We start from the raw sequence: 17,902 nt of genomic DNA on the forward strand, positions 1-17,902 counted from the left end.
GAGCGACTGAAGCGCGCAGCGAGCGTGCGCCGCCCTCGGCGACTGGGGCTTTGGAGGTCGTCACCGCAGTATCGTCGTACCCTTATAAACAGCCGACAGCAACACCACTCGATCACGTATAAATAACCACTCACCCAACTCGCTATACCCACTCCCGCTATCGATCGAGAAGCGCGCTTCGCCGACCGACCGGTTCAGCCGTCAGCCGTCGACGTGGGGGGCGGCCACCGACGCGTGATCGTCGATCAGCGCCGTGAACAGCTTCCGCTGTGCGGTCCGGATGTGCTGGTAGAACGCCTGCGGAGAGATGTCCAGCGAGTTCGCGACGGTTTCGCCGGTCGCTTTCCGCGGCGATTCGAAGAACCCGCTGTAGTACGCCGTCTCCAGGACCTCGAGCTGTCTGTCGGTCAGCCGGTCGAGAACCGACGCGTAGAACCCGTGTTCTGACGCCTGTTCGCGCGTCTGCTTCGACGCGAGGTCGACGTCGCCGAACCGCTCGCGGAGGAACTGCGTGACGTGCCGGTGATCGACGCCGCCGGGGACGTCGATGGCTAGCTCCGTGCCCGCGCTCGTCGCCGTCGCGTTCCGGAGGATGGCCCCGTGGTCGGCCAGCTCCGCCGCGAGAAACGGCTCGGTCAGTCGGAGCCGCAACACGCCCCCGGTATCGCCGCCGCGGATCCGCCGAACGGCCTCGACGGCCACGAGGTCGTCGGTCGCGTCGACGACGGCGTCGACCGGTGCGTCCTCGACGGTGAGGAACACGGAGTTACCGGTCTCGGTCTGCTGGACGCCGCCCTCGTAGGCGAGCGTACAGTCGGCGACCTCGGCCAACCGCGCGAGCACGAACGACGGGTCGCGAACCGCGTACTCGACGCGGGTCATCGAGGTGGTGAGCAGCGCGCGCTTGCGCTCGCTGGCGCTGATGGCGGCGGCGATCGTCTCGCCCAGCTCCGCGAGGACGGTCCGGACGGTCTCGTCGAAAGCGTCCGGCGTCTCCGCGTACACGGTCAACACGCCGTACGAGAGGTCGTTGTACACGAGCGGGACGCTCAACGCGGAGAGCAGGTCGCGCGAGATCGCGTCCGTGCGCCACGGCGACGCGCGGAGGTCGGTCGCGACGTTCGGGACGTGCGTCACGTCGCGCGTCGCCGCGGTCCGACCCGCGGGCTCGACGCCGTCGGCGGCGACGGGGAACGACTGCGTATCGAGGTAGCCCCGGTCGGTCCCCGCCCACGCCCGCGGTGTCACCGCCTCTCCCGTGTCGTCGCGGGCGCCGATCCACGCGAGTCGGAAGCGCCCGTCGGCGGTGAGCCGTTCGCAGACGGTGTGGTCGATCTCCTCGCGGGTCTCGGACTGCACGATCCCGTGATCGATCTCGCGGATGGTCTCGTTGATCCGGTTGAGCGCTGAGAGTCGATCGTTCTGCCGCTGGAGCTCGCGGTCCTGTTCGCGGAGCTGGGACTCGCGATCGACCCGGTCGAGCGCCGCTTCGGCCGTCGCCGCGAGGAGGTCGGCGAGTTCCCGCGTGACCTCGTCGAAGGCGCCGACTGCGGTCGATCCAGCGACGAACACGCCGTGGTTCCCGAGCGGGATGTACGCCGCGCTCCGGAGGTCGGTGGCGGGGTTCCCGAGGCGGTCCGCGTCGTGGATATCCGCGAGGAACAGCGCCTCGTCCTCGACGAAGCTGTGGCTCGTGAGGTCGCGGCCGTCCGCGTGTACGGCCGGCAACGGCCCGTGCGCGCTCCGCATCGCCCGCGAGCGGGCGGCGGGTCGGAGGCGGGTGTCGTCGGCGTCGAAGAGGTAGACGGCGCCGGCGTCGAGACCGAGGACGCCGGGAGTGTCGTCGACGACGTGCTGAGCGATCTCCTGGTGCGTTTCGGCGTACAGGAAGTCCCGGGCGGTCCCTTGCAGGGTGGCCAGCGCCCGCTCGCGCTGCTTGCGCTTCGTCACGTCCCGACAGCTGTACAGCAGCGTTCCGTCCTCGATGGACACCTCTCGAACGTTCACCAACAGCGTGTGTTCACGGCCGGCCTTGTCGGTGGCCGTGGTCTCGATGTTCTTCAGAACGCCCTCGTCGGCCAGCCTCTCGCGGTCGAAGAGCCCCTCGCCGAGCAGGTCCTCGATGGTCCCCAGCTCGCGGATCTCCTCGGCGGTGTACCCGAAGATGAAGTGGGCGTTGGGGCAGACGTACGTGTACTCGCCGCCCTCGTCGGTCATCAGGACGGTGTCAGTCATGTTGTTGAGGGTGACGCGGTGGAGCCGTTCCGACCGCCGAAGCTCTCGTTCGAGGGCGACCCGATCGGTGATGTCCACGCCGTCGACGACGATCGATACCAGATCGTCCCGCTCGTCGGTGACCGGTCGCACGGAGAGTTCCAGCACCCGCTCGTCGGCCGCGTCTCTGACGACGACGGCGTGCCCGAACTCACCGTCCCGAGCGACGTCGACGAGGCGTCGAATGTCCTCCCTCGGCCGGTCGGTCTCGGCCCACCACGGCAGCGTCCAGAACGGGTCGCCGACGACGGCGTCGACGTCGACCTCGACGTCAGCGTCGACCATCTCGCGGGCGGCCCGATTGACGCGCGTGAGCCTGCCGTCGGGATCGAGGACCCACGTCGCCGAGCGGGTGTCGTGGAAGGAGGCGTCGAACTGCCGCGCGCGCTCGCGCCGCGTCGCCGACCGCTGGGCCTCCCGGATCGCCCGTTCGGTCCGGCGGAGGGAGTCCGAGACGGCCGCCTCGATGTCGCCGACAGCGACGTAGTCGGTGACCCCGGCGTCGATCGCCTCGCTGGCAATCGCCTCGCTTCCCTCGGCCGTCCCGAGGATGACCGGAAGCGCGACCGTTCTGTCGCGGATCCGGCGAACGAGGTCGACGCCTGTGGTCTCCGGGAGCCCGGAGTCGGTCACGACGCAGTCGACCCCGGATCCGCGGAGCGCGTCCAGGGCCGCCGAGGCCGTCGAGACGGCGTGGACGGTCGCGTCGGACCGCTCTCGGAGGGCGTCGGCGTACGCGGTCGTCCACGTCGTCTCGCCGACCACGACGACCGCGGCGGTGTCGAGAGCGCTGTTGGATGCGGAACTCATGTGAAACGCGACGGCACCGATCGCGTGCCGGTACGCGACGCGGCGCGTCGATGCCGTCGACTACTCGCCGAACGAGGAAAATCTCTGCTATTTACTATTCAATCCCCGATCTTCGTCGGCGTTCGGCGTTCGTCCGGGCGCCGCCGCGACCGAGCGGAGCGGACGGCTTTTAGGTCGTCGCGGTCGAAACGGGCCGGTGTGACACGCTCCGACGCCTCGGGCGGGCTCCGGTCGCTCGGTCGGCTCCGGCGCGCGCCCGTCCGGCGGCGCGTTCGCGACGCCATCGCCGAGGAACTGCTCGGCACGCCGCGGAGCCTCGCCGTCGTGCTCGGCTTCACCGCGTTCATGCTCGCGGTCGGGATCGGGTACTACGCGCCGACCGCCGGCGAGGTGCCGGTCCCGCTGTGGCCGCTGTACGCGGACTCGGCCGTCGCGGTCGCGCTCGGCGGGATCGCCCTTTTAAGTCTCGTTCCGACGGTCCGCCGCGGAGAGCGCGTGACCGACGCCCCCGTTTCGCGCGGGCTCGCGTACCTCCAGACCGTCGCGTTCGTCTGGCTGGTCCAGTTCGGGCTCTGGCCGGTCGTCTCCCTGAACCTCGCGTTCGGCGCGTACGTCGCGGCCCCCGACGCGTGGATCTACTACTGGGGCGTGCTCGGGACGCACCTGCTGTTCGTCGGACTCGCGCTGCTGTTCCCGGCGTTCGGTCGAACGACCCGCGGCGCGCTGGGGCTCGCGCTCGCGCTCGTCGTCGGCAACGTCGCCCTCGACTACGGCGCCGGCTTCCACCCGCCGCTCCTGTACGAGCCCGGACCCCTGCTGGCGGGTTCGACGCTCGCGATCGGCGTCGGATCGGTCTGGCTCGCGAGCCGGTCGTTCCGGCAGCTCGGCGAGGATATTTAAAAGGCGGAGGACGGCGGGCGCTACTGCTCACTTCGTTCGCAGGTAGCGGGCACGGCGGGATCCTCGCGAGCGAACGGAGTGAGCGAGCGTGGAGCCGGTCGCGCTCGTGACTGAGCAGTAGCGAAGGAGCGGGCGCGACGGGATTCGAACCTCAGTCACTCCGCTCGCTTCGTTCCCTGCTTCGAATCCCGCTTGTGCCGCTACTGCTCACTTCGTTCGCAGGTAGCGGGCACGGCGGGATTCGAACCCGCGATCGAGAGGTTAGGAACCTCTCGCCCTGTCCGCTAGGCCACGCGCCCGAGGCGGTGGAGAGTGGAGAAAACGTCGCCGCGGGGATCGGTCGGCGCCGCGGAGCCGAATTACGCGCTGGTCTCTTTCTCGGTGTCGGTCTCGAGGTCCGCGTCCTCGTCGTCGAGCGTGGAGTCGGTATCGATCGTCGACTCCGCCTCATCGTCGCCCTGCATCTGCTGTAGTTCGTCCTCGACCTGTTCGCGCCCCTTCTTGAACTCGCCCATCGCCTGGCCGGTCGATCGAGCGAGCTTCGGGATCTTGTTCGCCCCGAACAGCAGGACCAACACGAGCAGGATGATGAGGAGCTCCGGGCCCGCCGGAATGCCGCCGATCAGTGGAATCGCACTTGCCATCTCTACACGACCGTAGCTCTCTGGCGACTATAGTCTTTTTGCCTCGATGAACGACCAACGGATACCGTCCGAGCGTCTCCGAACCCGTCGATCGCGGGCGTTCGACGTTCGAGGCGATTCGCCTCGGATCCGGACCGAACCGGCTGTCGACGGCGAAACGATGAAACCGCGGCGCCGCGACCGATCGGTATGACCGATGTTGGCGACGACGCCCCGACCTTCACCGCCTCGATCGTGACCGACGAGATCGAACCGTTCGACCTGTCCGACCACCTCGGCGGCGAGCCGGTCGTGCTCGCCTTCTTCCCGGCCGCCTTCTCGAACACTTGCACCGACGAGATGGAGGCGCTCCGCGACGGCTTCGACCGCGACGACTGCACCCTGTTCGGCGTGAGCACCGACCTCCCCCACGCGCTCGCGGCCTACCGGGGGCAGTACGAGCTCCCGTTCGGGCTCGTCGCCGACACCGAGCGCCGCGCGATCGAAGCGTACGACGTCGTCGAGTCGTTCGAGGACTACGGGGTCGACACGGTCGCGCGGCGGGCCGTCTTCGTGATCGACGGCGACGGCGTCGTGACGTACCGCTGGCTCGCGGAGAACCCCGGACGGGAACCGGACTACGACGCGCTGGCGGCGGCGGTCGCGGACGCGGCCGAGTAGCGTCCGAAACGGCGGTCGCGGCGGTCGAGGCGATCGTCAGGCCGCGTCGCGGAGGTCCGCCAGCGACTCCGGGTTCTCCATCGACGAGAGGTCGCCCGGGTCCTCGCCTTTATAAACGGATTCGATCGCGCGGCGGATGATCTTCCCGGACTGCGTCTTCGGAAACGCGTCGACGAAGAGGAGCTCTCGCGGCCGGAACGGCTTCCCGTGCTCCTCGCCCACGAGCGCCCGGAGCTCTTCGCGGAGGTCGTCGCTCGGCTCGACGCCGGGCTCGAGCACGACGTACGCGACCACCGCGGTACCGGTGGTGTCGTCGGGGACGCCGACCGCGGCCGCCTGGTTGACGGCGTCGTGGTCGATGAGCACGCCCTCGATCTCGGCCGGCCCGACCTTCCGCCCCGCGACGTTCAGGGCGTCGTCCGCGCGGCCGTGGAGGAACCAGAACCCGTCCGAATCCTTCTGCGCGAAGTCGCCGTGGTCCCACAGGTCCTCCCACGTCGACCAGTACTCCTCGAGGTAGCGCTCGTCGCCGGACCACAGCGACTTCGTCATCGACGGGCAGGAGTCGCGCGCGACGAGATAACCGCGCTCGCCCGACTCCCTGACCGACTCGCCCGTCTCGTCGACGATGTCGATATCCATCCCGAGCCCCGGTCCGCCGAGCGTGCACGGCTTCAGGGGTTGATTCGGCATCGGCATCAAAAAGCAGCCGCAGATCTCCGTGCCGCCGGAGATGTTGAGTATCGGGCAGTCGCCCCCGCCGACCGCGTCGTAGAACCAGCGCCACGACTCCGGGTCCCACGGCTCGCCGGTCGAGCCCAAGATGCGGAGCGAGGAGAGGTCGTGACCCTCGACCCACGAGTCCCCGTGCTTGCGGAGCGCGCGGATCGCGGTCGGCGAGATGCCGAACTGCGTGATTCCGTGCCGGTCGATCATCTCCCAGAAGCGGTCCGGCTCGGGGTGGTCGGGCGCGCCCTCGTACATCACCACCGTCCCGCCGAACGCGTGGTTGCCGATCAGCGTCCACGGCCCCATCATCCAGCCGATGTCGGAGACCCAGAAGAACCGGTCCGCGGGCTTCTGGTCGAAGCCGAAGTGGATCTCCTTGGCGCACTGCGTCAGGACCCCGGCGTGGGTGTGGACGATCCCCTTCGGCTCGCCGGTGGTACCGGAGGAGTACAGCAGCATGGACTCCTGATCGCTGGGGAGTCGCTTCGTCTCGTAGCTCGGCGACCGCGACGCGACCGCCTCGGTCCACGTGGCGTCGCGGTCGGGGGTCCACGGGACCGGGTCGGCGGCGACGCCCTCGGCGTCGGGGTCGCTCGCGGGCGTCGCCCCCAGCCGGTCGTACACCACGGCGTGCTCCACGTGACCCGCCTCGGCGATCGCCGCGTCGGCGGTCGCCTTCAGCCGAACCTCGCTCCCGCGGCGGTAGAAGCCGTCTCCCGTGAACAAGACGGACGGCTCGGCGGCCGCGATCCGGGTCGCCGTCGCCTCCGTACCGAACCCGGAGAAGATCGGCACCGCGATCGCGCCGACCTTCAGGCAGCCGTAGAGGATCGCGACGACTTCGGGAACCATCGGCATGTACAGCCCCACGGTGTCCCCGGTCTCGACGCCGACGGACTCGAGGTAGTTGGCGACGCGGTCGCTCTGGCGGGCCAGCTCGTGGAACGTGACCTCCCGAACGTCGCCGGGCTCGCCCTCCCAGATCAGCGCGACCCGGTTGCGGTCCGGCGAGTCGACCGCGGCGTGGCGGTCGACGACGTTGTGCGCGACGTTGATCTCGCCGCCGGGGTACCAGTCGGTGAACTGCGGCCCGTCGCCGTCGTCACGCACTCGGTCGTAGTCGGTGTAGAAGTCGATGTCGAGGTACGCAGTGATCTCGTCCCAGAACCAGTCGACGCCGGACGCCGGCTCGCCCGGGACCTCCGAGGTGGTCCGGGCGATCAGCTCCTCGTAGCCGTCGATCCCGTACTCCCGCATGAACGCGGCGACGTTCGTCGACTCGGCGAACGCCGCGCTCGGCTCGTGTACGATCTCGTCTGTCCCCTCGTACTCGTCCATCCCGTCCGGCCGTTTTCGCGGTGACCGTAAGTAATTTTCCTGAAAGTTCGGCTACCGCGGATCGACGCACTCGCCGGCGACCGAGACGGTCTCGCCGTCGACGACGACCCTCCCGTCGTACAGGGCGCAGACCCCGGCCTCCCACGCCAGTCGCCCCTCCCAGTCGGCGCCCGTCACGACCACCTCGTGGCGGCCCGTCTCGCCGACGACCACCTCGAACGCGCGGGCGACGCCGGGGTCGATCCGGTCGGAGGTCTCCTCGTACCTCGTCCCGTCGTCTCCCTCGACGAGCACGTCCGCCTCGACCGGGTCGTCGCCGTCGTTCCGGACCGTCAGGTCGAGTCGACCGGGATCGTTCTCTCCCGGACCGAGACAGCCGGCGGTGGCTCCCGTCGCCACGGTCGCGGCCGCCGCCGTCGCCGTGAGGAGTTCGCGTCGGTGCACGGTGGTAACTCGTCGCTGCGGAACTTGAACCCCGCACATGCGACTGCTCGAACGCGGTGTGGAGCGTGACCGCCGTTGGAATCCCCTTCTCGCGGCGGCTTCTCGTCCGGAATAGCGGACAGCTCAGAGGGGTTCTCGATCGGTCACGGGAGCGAGTATACGGGGTCGGCCGAGTGATTGTTCATACGCGATCGGATTTATAACCTATCGACGCCGCCAGTCATAACCGTTTAAATACTGAACCACACCGGGTCGACGTCCGGAACGGACGGGTCGGGTCGCCCTACTCCCGGACGAGCAGCTCGATCTCGTGACCGTCCTGGTCCTTCGTGAACGCGTAGTTGTGGTCGCAGGACTCCGGATCGCGGTAGTCGGCCGCCTCGCGGGTCATCAGCGTGTCCCACGCCTCGTCGAGGTCGTCGACGCGGACGCAGAGGTGACCCCAGCCGTCGCCCATCGTGTACTCGCGGCCGTCGTAGTTGTAGGTGAGCTCCAGCTTCATCGCCTCCTTCGGGGCGTCCTCGGGGGCCATGAAGTAGTTCGCGAAGGTGTCGGCCTCCCAGCGCCCGCGCGCCTCGGCGTGCTCGAACTTGCGGGTCCAGTAGCCGAGCGCCTCGTCGGCGTCCTCGACGCGGATCATCGTGTGGTCGATGCTCCACTTCGCGCCGTAGTCGCGCTTGACGATCTCGATCTCGTGGCCGTCGGGGTCCTTCACGAACGCGTAGCGGTTCCCGCAGGACTCGGGGTCGCGGTAGTCGTCGACGCCCGCCGCCATCAGCTCGTCGTACGACTCCTGTAAGGCGTCCTCGGGGACGCGCACGGCGATGTGGCCCCACGCGTCGCCGATCTCGTAGGTGTTGTCGCCGTGGTTGTAGGTGAGCTCCAGCGTCGCGCCGTCCTCGTGCATCTCCTCGGGACCGAGGTGGACGTTGGTGAAGGTGTCGGCCTCCCAGCGGCTCTTCTCCTCGTAGTTCAGGTGGGTCTGGTACCAGTCGAGGCTCTCATCTAAGTCCTCGACGCGGATCATCACGTGGTCGAAGGTTCCGTCCATACGCGGTTCATCGGTCGCTCGCCCCAAAAGCGTACTGAAGGGGGGCGAGGGTGGCCGCGACCGGCTCGCCGCGGGAGGGGAGCCCCGACAAACGCCGTCCGTGTTTTCTGCAGTTACTTTCGGGTTAATAGATAGTCACGGACTCTGATACGTAGGTGGCGGGGGACGCCGCGGACGGCGTCGCTCGCCGCACCGATGCAAGACACACGAGATCCGCCGTCGGCCACGACCGACGGCATCGACGAGTCGTATCGCGCTGAACCAACGCTCGACGCGGAAGCGGTCCCCGGACCGGGCGCCGTCGGCGCCGGAACCGCTGATTCGCGCGGAACGACTGCGACCGAACCGACTCCGATCGAACCGACCGAACCGACTCCGATCGAACCGACCGAACCGACTCCGATCGAACCGACCGACGCGGCCGAGACGGTCGACGCCATGGACCGCGTCCGCTCCCTCGTCGGGTTCGCCTCGGGCTCCCCGTTCGTGGCGGCGATCGCCGCGATCGAGACGGTCATCGCGACCGTCCTGTTGGGCGTGCCGCTCTCGCCCGCGCCGGCCGTGGTCGGGCTCGTCGCGTTCGCGGTGTACACCGTCGACCACGTCGCGGACGCGGCGGCGGACGCCCGGTCGACCCCCGAACGCGCGCGGATCGCCCGCCGATACGGCGACCAGTTGATGATCGCCGCCGCGGTCGCCTACGGGCTCGCCGTGGCGCTCTCGACGCTCGGCGGACCGCTCGCGCTCGGCGTCGCGCTGCTCCCCGGGGCGTTCTGGATCGCCTACGCCTCCGACTGGCTCCCGAACGCCGGGCGAGCCGTCCGCTCGCTCGCGCCCGACGACGGCCTCGCGGCCGCGCCGCGGCTCCCCCGCCTGAAGGAGGTGCCCGTCGTCAGTTCCGTCGTCGTCGCCGCCGGGTGGACGATCGCGGTCACGGTCCTCCCGCTGGCGTTCGCCGACGCCGCGGTGTCGACCCCGACCGTCGCGGTCGCGGTCGCGTACTTCCTCCCGCGGTCGTTCGTCGACACAGAGCTCCCGAACGTCCGGGACGTGGCGGCGGACGCCGCCGCGGGGGTCGCGACGCTCCCGATCGTCCTCGGCGTCGCCGGGACCCGACGCGTGCTGTACGGCGTCGACCTCCTGACGGCGGCGACGCTGGCGGCGGCGACGGCGACCGGGGTTCTCGCGCCGGGACTCGCCGCGGCGCTCGGCGTCGGGATCGCGGCGTCGCTCGCGGTCACCGCGCTCGCCGGGCGCGTCGACGACGACGCGGTGTTGGGCGTCGCCCCCGACTGCAGCTACCTCGTCGTCGCGGTCGCGCTCGCGTTCGTCGCGGCGTGAGCGCGTAACGGACCGCGAGTCTGACGGCGGGACTGCGGGGGCGGTGCGACGCCGCCGCGTCCCCGCCGTCAGCCTCGCTGTTTCCGCTCCGCTCACCGCAGACGACCGCACGGCAGCGACGAAAATGTCTGCCCTCCGGAACAAAATGATTTATATCAAGACTGTCTGCAATTAATTGTGTTCGGGCTGAGCCCCCTCTCGGTCGCGTTGCTCTCCGCGATCGTGACCGGCACGTCCGCGGCGATCCTCGCGTGGCGCGAGCGACCGGAGGCCGGGGCGACGTGGCTGACGGTGCTGCTCGTCGGGCAGGTGTGGTGGACGGCATTCCTCGTCTTCGAACTGGAGGCGCCGACGCTCGCGGCGAAGTCGCTCTGGTACGACGTGCAGTGGCTCGGCGTGGTGATCATCCCCGTCGGCTGGCTGCTGTTCGCGCTGGAGTACACGGGACGTGACCGGTACGTGACGCCGAGGTACGTGGCGGCGCTCCTCGTCGTGCCCGTCGTCACGCTGGTCGTCGTCGCGACCGGCGACCCGTGGGGGCTCGTGGTCACCGACCGCGAGGTCGCGGCGACCGCGGTCGGGTCGTTCCTCCGCGTCGAGACGGGGGCGTGGTACTACGTCGTCGCCGGGTACACGTACCTGCTCGGGGTGTTCGGCTCGATCCCGATCCTCCAGCTCGTCCGCGACGACGCGCGTCCGTTCCGCGGGCAGAGCGCCGCGCTGCTCGTGGGGACGGCGGCGCCGTGGGCCAGCAGCGTCCTCTACCTCACCGGGACGTTCCCGGTCGCCGGGCTGGACCCGACGCCGCTCGCGTTCGCGGTCTCGGGGGTCGCGTACCTGCTCGCGCTCTCTCGGTTCCGGCTGCTCACCCTCGCGCCGGCGCCGCGTCGGCGCGCGCGGCAGTTGGTGTTCGAGAACCTCCACGACCCGGCGTTCGTGATCGGGACCGAGGGGTACGTGATCGACTTGAACCAGAGCGCCGCGGAGCGGTTCGGGATCGACCGACGGGCCGCGATCGGCGAGGAGGCCGACGCGGTCGTCCCGCGGTACGACGAGGTCTCGGCGGCGGACTCGGACCGGTCTCCGCTCTCCGTCGTGGGGTCCCGGGGTCGCCGCCCCTACGAGGTCACCGTCCGGTGCATCTCCGACGGCCACGGGCGACCGACCGGCGAGGTGGTCGTGTTCCACGACGTCGGCGAGTACCTCGGGCAACAGCAGCGGCTGGACGTGCTCAACCGCGTGTTCAGACACGACGTGCGGACGGAGACGAACCTGATCTACGGGTACGCCGACCTGCTCCGCGAGGACCCGACCGACGAGCACGCGCTGGCGGTGGTCAAGCAGAGCGCCGCGCGCATCCTCGATCTCAGCGAGCGCACCCGGACGGCGAGCGAGCTGTTCAACCCGATGTCGGAGGCGTCGCCCCCCGTCCCGCTCGACGTGCTCGTCGACGAGGCCGTCGGGACGCTCCGGACCGAGTTCCCGGACGCGAACGTCTCCGTCGAGGGCGACGTGCCGGGAGTCCAGGTTCCGGCGGTGTTACGGGTGGTCGCGGAGAGCCTGTGTTCGAACGCGGTCCGGCACAACGACAGCGAACCCCCCTCCGTGTGGCTCAGTGTCGCCGCGGAGGACGGGTGGGTCGATCTCTCCGTGGCCGACGACGGCCCCGGGATCGACGACGCGGAACGCGAGGTCCTGAAGCGCGGGACCGAGACGCCGCTCGAACACGGCAGCGGGCTTGGCCTGTGGATCGTGAAGTGGGGCGTCGATCAGGTCGGCGGGAACGTCTCGTTCGCGGACCGGGAGCCGCGCGGAACGGTCGTCACCGTCTCGGTGCCGATCAGGGACGACGAGGGCGGCGGCGAAGGCGCGGACGACGCGGGCGGCAGCGAGGACAGGGGCGACGCGGACGCGGGTCGGTAGGCACTTGTCCGGCGCCGGCCACGTCGAAACATGGACACCTATCTCCCGTACGCCCTGCTCGCGATGGGTGCGTACGCGTTGGTCTCGCCGCTGATGCGCGTCGCGACGACCGGTCCCAACGCGATCCCGAGCGACGTCGCGGTCGTCGTTTCGAACTCGCTTCTCATCCTCATGGCCGTCGGCGTGCTCGCGTACACCGGACAGGGGTTCGCGGAGCACCTCTCCTCGCCGAAAATGATCCACGTGCTGGCGGCCGGCGTCTTCCTCGGGATCGGAATCCTGGCGCTGTACCGCTCGCTGGCGCTCGGCCCGGTGAGCGTCGTGACGCCCATCTTCGCGATGTTCCTTGTGTTCTCCTCCGTGATCGGCTTCCTCGTCTTAGGGGAGTCGTTCACCGCGCGGAAGGCGCTGGGGATCGCCTTCGCTGTGGCGTCGGTGTACCTCGTGTCGGGCGCCTGAGTCCGGTCCCGGTCTCGACGCCGCGCGTCGGCGCCCCGTGTCGACGCCCCGATCCGGAAACGCCCGCCGCGTGACGAAATCCCTTTACTACCGACGGAGAAAGGGGTGTACTCCCAGTGGCTCGCCTCCCGAACCCCTTCCGTGCGCTCATCTTATACATCGGCTTCGCCCTCGCGAAGGCGGGACTGATCGACCGTCACCGCGTGGTCCGGACCACGGACCTCGCGTGGCCACGGATCGTCACGGGGATCGCTCGGATGTCGAAGAACGCGGTCGACGTGGCGATGGTCGGCGTCGCCGTCGGCACCAGCGCCGTCGCCGGCGTCGGCTTCGCCGGCCCCTACTGGGGGCTCGCGTTCGCGCTCGGCGGGGGCGTCGCCGGCGGCACCATCGCCCTCGTCTCCCAGCGCTTCGGCGCGGAGGCGTACGGGGAGCTCGGCGACGCCGTCCGGGCGAGCGTCCTCCTCGCGATCCTCATCACGATCCCAGTCTCGGCCGTCTTCTGGACGTTCTCGACGCGATTCATCGACGTGTTGAGCAGCAACGAGGCCGCGATCGCGTTCGGCGCCGACTACCTCCGGATCGTGGGGCTCGGCGTCCCCTTCGCCGCGCTCAACCTCGTCGGGAGCCGGGTGCTCGTCGGCTGCGACGACGCCTACACCGCGATGCAGGTCCGGGCGGGCGGCGCGGTCGCGAACATCGTCTTGAGCGCCGCGTTCATCTTCGGGCTGGGGTGGGGCGTCGAGGGCGCCGCGCTCGGCACCGTCCTCTCGAACGTGCTCGCCGTCGCCGCGTTCACCGTCGGGCTCGTTCGGGGCCGAGTCCCCGGGATCGGCGAGTTCCCGATCGCGATCGACCCGTTCGGCTCGTACGTGAACCCGGACATGCTCCGCGACCTCGTGGAGATCGGCGTCCCGGTCGGCGCGCGTAACCTCGTGTGGACCGTCGCGGAGTTCCCAATGCTCGCCATCCTCGACGTCTTCGGCGAGAACACCGTCGCGGCGTTCGTCATCGCCCGGCGCATCTGGGGGATCATGAACGCCCCCGGCTGGGGCTTCGGGCTCGCCTCCTCCAGCCTGGTCGGGCAGGAGCTCGGCGGCGAAGACCCCGCGGAGGCGGAGGCGTACGCCAGCGACATCATCCGCTTCTCCGTGGCGACGTACGTCGTCTTCGCGGCGCTGACGGCCGTCTTCGCGACCGACATCGTCACGCTGTTCGCCGAGACGCCCGACAGCCCCGAGATCCCGATCGCCGTGAACCTCGTGTACGCGGCGTGCGTCGCCGTCATCTTCCAGGGGATCTCGGGCGGCGCGGCGGGGCCGCTCGACGCGGCCGGCGACACGAAGATCCCATTCGCGAGCCAGTTCCTCGGGATGTTCTGCGTGTCGATCCCGCTGGCGTACGTCGGGGCCCGCGAGACGACGCCCGCGATCGACGTGCCGGGGCTCGCGACGATCCCGGAGATCGCGCTCCCCGCGATCGGGCTGTGGGGGGTGTACCTCGCGTTCGTCGCCGAGACGACGATCCCCGCCGCGATCAACTACTGGCGGTTCCGCTCCGGGAAGTGGAAGAAGATAAGCGAGGCGTACCGGCCGGACGCGCCGGCCGACGACTGATCTCCCTCGCGGTCCCCTCCGGCGAACGGACGAGTTAGCCCGGCGGCTACCGGGGTAACGTCCGCATAGCAATACCGCTAGGGACGAATATTCACGTGTCCATGAACTTCGAGCGTCTCACAGCGGTCGGCGTCGCCGTCCTCGGTACCGTCTTCCTCGTCGCCGCCCTCGCGGCCGGCGGCGCGGCCGGTACCGACGTGACGCTCACCGTGTCCGTCGTCGATCAGGACGGCGATCCGGTCGGCGACGTGGAGGTGATCGCGACGTGGGAGACGGAGGACGACGAGACGCGCACGGCCACCGGAACGACGGCGAGCAACGGGAAGGTGTTCCTCGACGCCCCGGAGAACGCGACCGTCGAACTCGATGTCGACGACGACACCTACATCCGCAACCGACCGCTCACGGTCGAGGAGGCGAGCGAGTCAGCGGTCGATCTCGGAGTCGTGCGCAGCGGGACCGCGACTGTCTCGGTCGTCGACACGGAGGACCGGCCGCAGGCGGACGCGCGGGTGCGGGTCCGTGAGGGCGGTCGCACCGTGGACAGCGGGCGGACCGACGAGTCGGGCGCGTTCACGTCGGACCGGTTGGAGCGCGGCACGTACGAGCTCAGAGTCGTGAAACCCGGGTTCAACGAGACGATACAGGAGATAAACGTGACCGGGGAGGCGAACGCGAGCGTCGAGATCGAACGCGGCACCGTGTCGCTCGACGTCCGCGTCCTCGACGACCACTTCGACCCGCCGACGGCGATCGAGACGGGGACGATCCGGGTGGAGTCGTCCGTCTACGACGCCGAGGTGACCATCACCGAGGGCACCGTCTCGCTGAACGTTCCCGTCAACGTCGACTACACCGCGGAAGTCGTCAAAGACGGGTACGGCGCGGGGTCACAGATGATCTCCGTCGGGGAGTCGGACGTGAACGCGAACGTGACGGCACAGCGGACGCCGACGCTCTCGGTGACCCCGGCGAACGAGCGGGTGCTCGTGGGCGAGACGACCCGCGTCACCGTGCGCAACGCCTACGACGAGCCCGTCGAGGGGGTGACCGTGGAGGTCGACGGAACCGAGGTCGGCGAGACCGACGACAGCGGCGAGCTCGCGGTGTCCATCGACGAGGCCGGCGAGCGGGAGGTCGTCGCGACCGACGGCGACGTCACGTCCGAACCGGCCGCGATCACGGGCGTCGACGAAGGCGGCGACGCGAACGAGACGGACGACGCGAACGAGACGAACGGCTCCGACGGGACGGGCGACTCCGGTGAGACCGACGACGGCTCGCCCGGGTTCGGCGTCGTCGCCGCGGTCGCGGCGCTACTCGGAGCCGTCGCCGTCGGAGTGAGGCGCGGGAGAGGGCCCGACTGACGCCGATAGAGCCGGTCTCACCACGCCTCGCGCAGCACGCCCTCGATCGACTCCGGAGCCGCGTCGAGCCCCTCCGGGGCGCGGTCCATCGACCAGTCGTCCGCGACGTACCGGGCGATCGCGGGGAAGTCGGCCTCTTCGACCGGGTCCAGCTCCCGGAGCCGCGAGGGGACCGGGAGCGAGTCGCGGACGGCGGCGACCTCGCTGACCACGTCCTCGGCGATCGCGTCGCCGTCGCGGCCCGCGGTCGCGACGCCGAGCCCGTTCGCGAGCGCCCGGCGGCTCGCGTCCACCTCGTCGAAGAGGTACGCGAGGACGTGCGGCGCGACCGCCGCGTGGACCGCCCCCTGCTGTACGTCGTACCGGCGCGCGAACCCGTGGCCGAACGCGTGGATCACCGAGATCTTCCGGTCGAGCTGGACGAGGAGCGAGCCGACCACGGCGCGGTCGGTCGCCGACGGCCCCTCGGGTCGGTCGCCGGCGACGCGCGGGAGCGCGTCCCGGAGGAGCCGCGTCCCGTGAATCGCGGTCGCGTCGCTCACGGGCGAGGCGTCGGCCGCGTACGGCGTCTCGATCCCCTTGTCGAACCCGTTCATCGCCGATCCCGCCAACACCGACCGCGGGGTCGTCTCGAACAGCGCCGGGTCCGCGAGGTCGATCGCGGGCATCGCGCCGCCGCCGCTGACGGTCATCGGCTGGCCGGTGGGCGACGCGTCCGCGTCGAGCACCTCCAGCGACCCGCCCGTGGAGACGTCCGCGCCCGCGAACGTCGTCGGGATCACGACGACGGGGATCGCGGGGTCGGTCCCGGGCGCGAGGTCGCCGAGCGCGTCCGCCCCGGCCTCGGCGTCATCCCGGAGGTCGGCGAGGTCGCGTCCGTCGACGTCGAGCAGGGTCGCCTGTCGCGCGATGTCGAGGCTGCTCCCGCCGCCGACGGCGACGAGGGCGTCGGCACCGACCTCCGCCCGTCGGTCGAGCAGGTCGAACGCCGTCTCGACGCGCTTGTCCGGCGTCGTCCCGTCGAAGACGCCCGCGAGCCGGTCGCCGAGCCCCTCGCGTATCGGGTCCATCAGGTCGTCGTTGGCACCGACGTTCGAGCCGCAGACGACGAGCGCGTCGCCGAGCCCCCGCTCCCCGAGGGCGTCGCCGAGCTCGGCGGCGCGCCCGCGCCCGTACCGGATCTGACAGCCCTGATAGCCGTGCTCGAAGGAGTCCGCGATCGGTAGCATCGACCGCCGATACGCCAGGACGCGGTTTGTAACTGTGGGGGCGAGAGGCGGGCTCGCGGGGAGTCGGAGCGGGCGTCTCCGACGGACGACACCGCGCCCGCGACCCCAAAGAGCCAACCCGCTCCGGGACGCACGCTTCGACGACCCAGAGTCGCCCACTCATGCGCTCGTTCCCACCACTGCCCGACGTCCGCGGCTCGCCGGCCCCCGACGACCTCCTCGACGGCCACCTCTGGCTCCTCGAGCTGATCGACGGGACCGGCCTCCGCTTTTCCATGGACGAGTCCGGGCTCCTCCGCTTCGGCGGCCCGGAAACGACGTACGCGGGCCCGGAGGCGGTCCCGATCGCGCTTCGTCCCGCCGTGGGGCGCGTCCGCGAGCGGTTCGACCGCGAGGCCCTCCGAGGGGCGGTCGACGACCCCGAGGGCGTGGTCTTCTTCGGCGTCGCCACCCACCACCGGGGAACCGACTACGACTGGGACCGGCTCCCGCCGTTCCTCGGGACCGACGTGTGGATCGGGCCGCGAGAGGAGACAGAGACCGGCGCTTTCCGGCCGCCAGACGCCGCTGCTGCCATTTTCGAGGGGATCGGCCTCGGGGCGGTCAACGCGTTCGAGCGAGAGGTCAACGGCCGCGACTTCGATCCGGAGACGTACGCGATCCCCGGCTCGGCGTGGCGCGACGGTCCCGCCGCCGGGGTCGTCGTGCGAAACAAGCGCGGGGGACGCGGGAAGGTTCTCGCGGCGGGAGCGGCGACGGGCGCGGGCGAGCGGCCCCGGGAGGGCGACTCCGACGTTCCGCCGCTCGACGACCCGGAGGCGATCGCCGCGGCGTACGCCACCGAGGAGCGAATCGAGCGGGTCGTCGACGACCTCGACCGGCGGAAGGCGGGCGCGACCGTCGACGCGGTCGCGGACGGGGTCGTCGAGGCGGTCGCGAGGGAGACGCCCGTCCGGTTCGGCGCGGGCGGCGAGCGCGCGGATCCGGACCGGGTCCGCGCCGCGGTCGTCGAACGGGTTCGGGTCGTCGTCGACGGCCGGTAGGGTGCCGAGTTCGTCGTACCGTACGAGCGTAGCGAGTTCGTCGTACGATGGTCCGCGCTCACACGCCCGCGCGC

The 17,902-nt window shown here is 70.4% G+C and carries 14 protein-coding genes and 1 tRNA gene; 8 read left to right on the forward strand and 7 right to left on the reverse strand.

Annotated features, from left to right (window positions below; genetic code table 11):
- Positions 1 to 201 precede the first annotated feature (201 nt).
- Positions 202 to 3,084, reverse strand: coding sequence for a bacterio-opsin activator domain-containing protein (locus tag C469_RS03930; protein ID WP_008004052.1), 2,883 nt, complete (start codon positions 3,082 to 3,084; stop codon positions 202 to 204).
- Positions 3,085 to 3,282: 198 nt separating this feature from the next.
- On the opposite strand from C469_RS03930, the gene C469_RS03935 reads away from it, so the two are divergent.
- Positions 3,283 to 3,984: a DUF1405 domain-containing protein gene (locus tag C469_RS03935; protein ID WP_008004053.1), complete on the forward strand. Its 702-nt coding sequence runs from the start codon at positions 3,283 to 3,285 to the stop codon at positions 3,982 to 3,984.
- Between the two features lie 226 nt (positions 3,985 to 4,210).
- Here the strand turns inward: C469_RS03935 and C469_RS03940 are convergent.
- Positions 4,211 to 4,283: transfer RNA gene (locus tag C469_RS03940), tRNA-Arg, on the reverse strand.
- 60 nt (positions 4,284 to 4,343) lie between these two features.
- Positions 4,344 to 4,628, reverse strand: coding sequence for a Sec-independent protein translocase subunit TatA/TatB (locus C469_RS03945; protein ID WP_008004055.1), 285 nt, complete (start codon positions 4,626 to 4,628; stop codon positions 4,344 to 4,346).
- Positions 4,629 to 4,817: 189 nt separating this feature from the next.
- On the opposite strand from C469_RS03945, the gene C469_RS03950 reads away from it, so the two are divergent.
- Positions 4,818 to 5,288 carry a redoxin domain-containing protein gene (locus C469_RS03950; RefSeq protein WP_008004058.1) on the forward strand — a complete coding sequence of 157 codons (471 nt, stop codon included), beginning with the start codon at positions 4,818 to 4,820 and terminating at the stop codon, positions 5,286 to 5,288.
- Between the two features lie 36 nt (positions 5,289 to 5,324).
- On the opposite strand, the gene C469_RS03955 is transcribed toward C469_RS03950, so the two are convergent.
- The 3 genes from C469_RS03955 to C469_RS03965 form a co-directional block, all read right to left on the reverse strand.
- The gene (locus tag C469_RS03955) at positions 5,325 to 7,355 is read right to left on the reverse strand and encodes an AMP-binding protein (protein WP_008004059.1); all 2,031 of its coding nucleotides are present in this window, start codon (positions 7,353 to 7,355) and stop codon (positions 5,325 to 5,327) included.
- A 51-nt stretch (positions 7,356 to 7,406) separates the two neighbouring features.
- Complete coding sequence (locus tag C469_RS03960) at positions 7,407 to 7,799, reverse strand: hypothetical protein (RefSeq protein ID WP_008004060.1); 393 nt, start codon at positions 7,797 to 7,799, stop codon at positions 7,407 to 7,409.
- Between the two features lie 283 nt (positions 7,800 to 8,082).
- On the reverse strand, positions 8,083 to 8,850 hold the full coding sequence (locus C469_RS03965) for a VOC family protein (protein ID WP_008004061.1): 768 nt from the start codon (positions 8,848 to 8,850) through the stop codon (positions 8,083 to 8,085).
- A gap of 195 nt (positions 8,851 to 9,045) precedes the next feature.
- Between C469_RS03965 and C469_RS03970 the strand changes: the two genes are divergently transcribed.
- From C469_RS03970 to C469_RS03990, 5 genes are all read left to right on the forward strand, one after another.
- Complete coding sequence (locus tag C469_RS03970) at positions 9,046 to 10,191, forward strand: UbiA family prenyltransferase (protein ID WP_008004062.1); 1,146 nt, start codon at positions 9,046 to 9,048, stop codon at positions 10,189 to 10,191.
- A 177-nt stretch (positions 10,192 to 10,368) separates the two neighbouring features.
- Entirely contained in the window at positions 10,369 to 12,114 is a 1,746-nt protein-coding gene (locus C469_RS03975) for a sensor histidine kinase (RefSeq protein WP_008004063.1), read from the forward strand.
- Positions 12,115 to 12,144: 30 nt separating this feature from the next.
- On the forward strand, positions 12,145 to 12,573 hold the full coding sequence (locus C469_RS03980; RefSeq protein ID WP_008004064.1) for an EamA family transporter: 429 nt from the start codon (positions 12,145 to 12,147) through the stop codon (positions 12,571 to 12,573).
- 116 nt (positions 12,574 to 12,689) lie between these two features.
- Positions 12,690 to 14,189: an MATE family efflux transporter gene (locus tag C469_RS03985; RefSeq protein WP_008004065.1), complete on the forward strand. Its 1,500-nt coding sequence runs from the start codon at positions 12,690 to 12,692 to the stop codon at positions 14,187 to 14,189.
- 101 nt (positions 14,190 to 14,290) lie between these two features.
- On the forward strand, positions 14,291 to 15,556 hold the full coding sequence (locus tag C469_RS03990) for a carboxypeptidase-like regulatory domain-containing protein (RefSeq protein WP_008004067.1): 1,266 nt from the start codon (positions 14,291 to 14,293) through the stop codon (positions 15,554 to 15,556).
- A gap of 17 nt (positions 15,557 to 15,573) precedes the next feature.
- On the opposite strand, the gene C469_RS03995 is transcribed toward C469_RS03990, so the two are convergent.
- On the reverse strand, positions 15,574 to 16,785 hold the full coding sequence (locus tag C469_RS03995; protein WP_008004069.1) for an iron-containing alcohol dehydrogenase family protein: 1,212 nt from the start codon (positions 16,783 to 16,785) through the stop codon (positions 15,574 to 15,576).
- A gap of 161 nt (positions 16,786 to 16,946) precedes the next feature.
- Between C469_RS03995 and C469_RS04000 the strand changes: the two genes are divergently transcribed.
- Positions 16,947 to 17,828 carry a hypothetical protein gene (locus C469_RS04000; RefSeq protein WP_008004071.1) on the forward strand — a complete coding sequence of 294 codons (882 nt, stop codon included), beginning with the start codon at positions 16,947 to 16,949 and terminating at the stop codon, positions 17,826 to 17,828.
- Positions 17,829 to 17,902: the final 74 nt, after the last annotated feature.

It is taken from the genome of Halorubrum lipolyticum DSM 21995, from assembly GCF_000337375.1.
In the GTDB taxonomy this organism is placed as follows: Archaea; Halobacteriota; Halobacteria; order Halobacteriales; family Haloferacaceae; genus Halorubrum; species Halorubrum lipolyticum.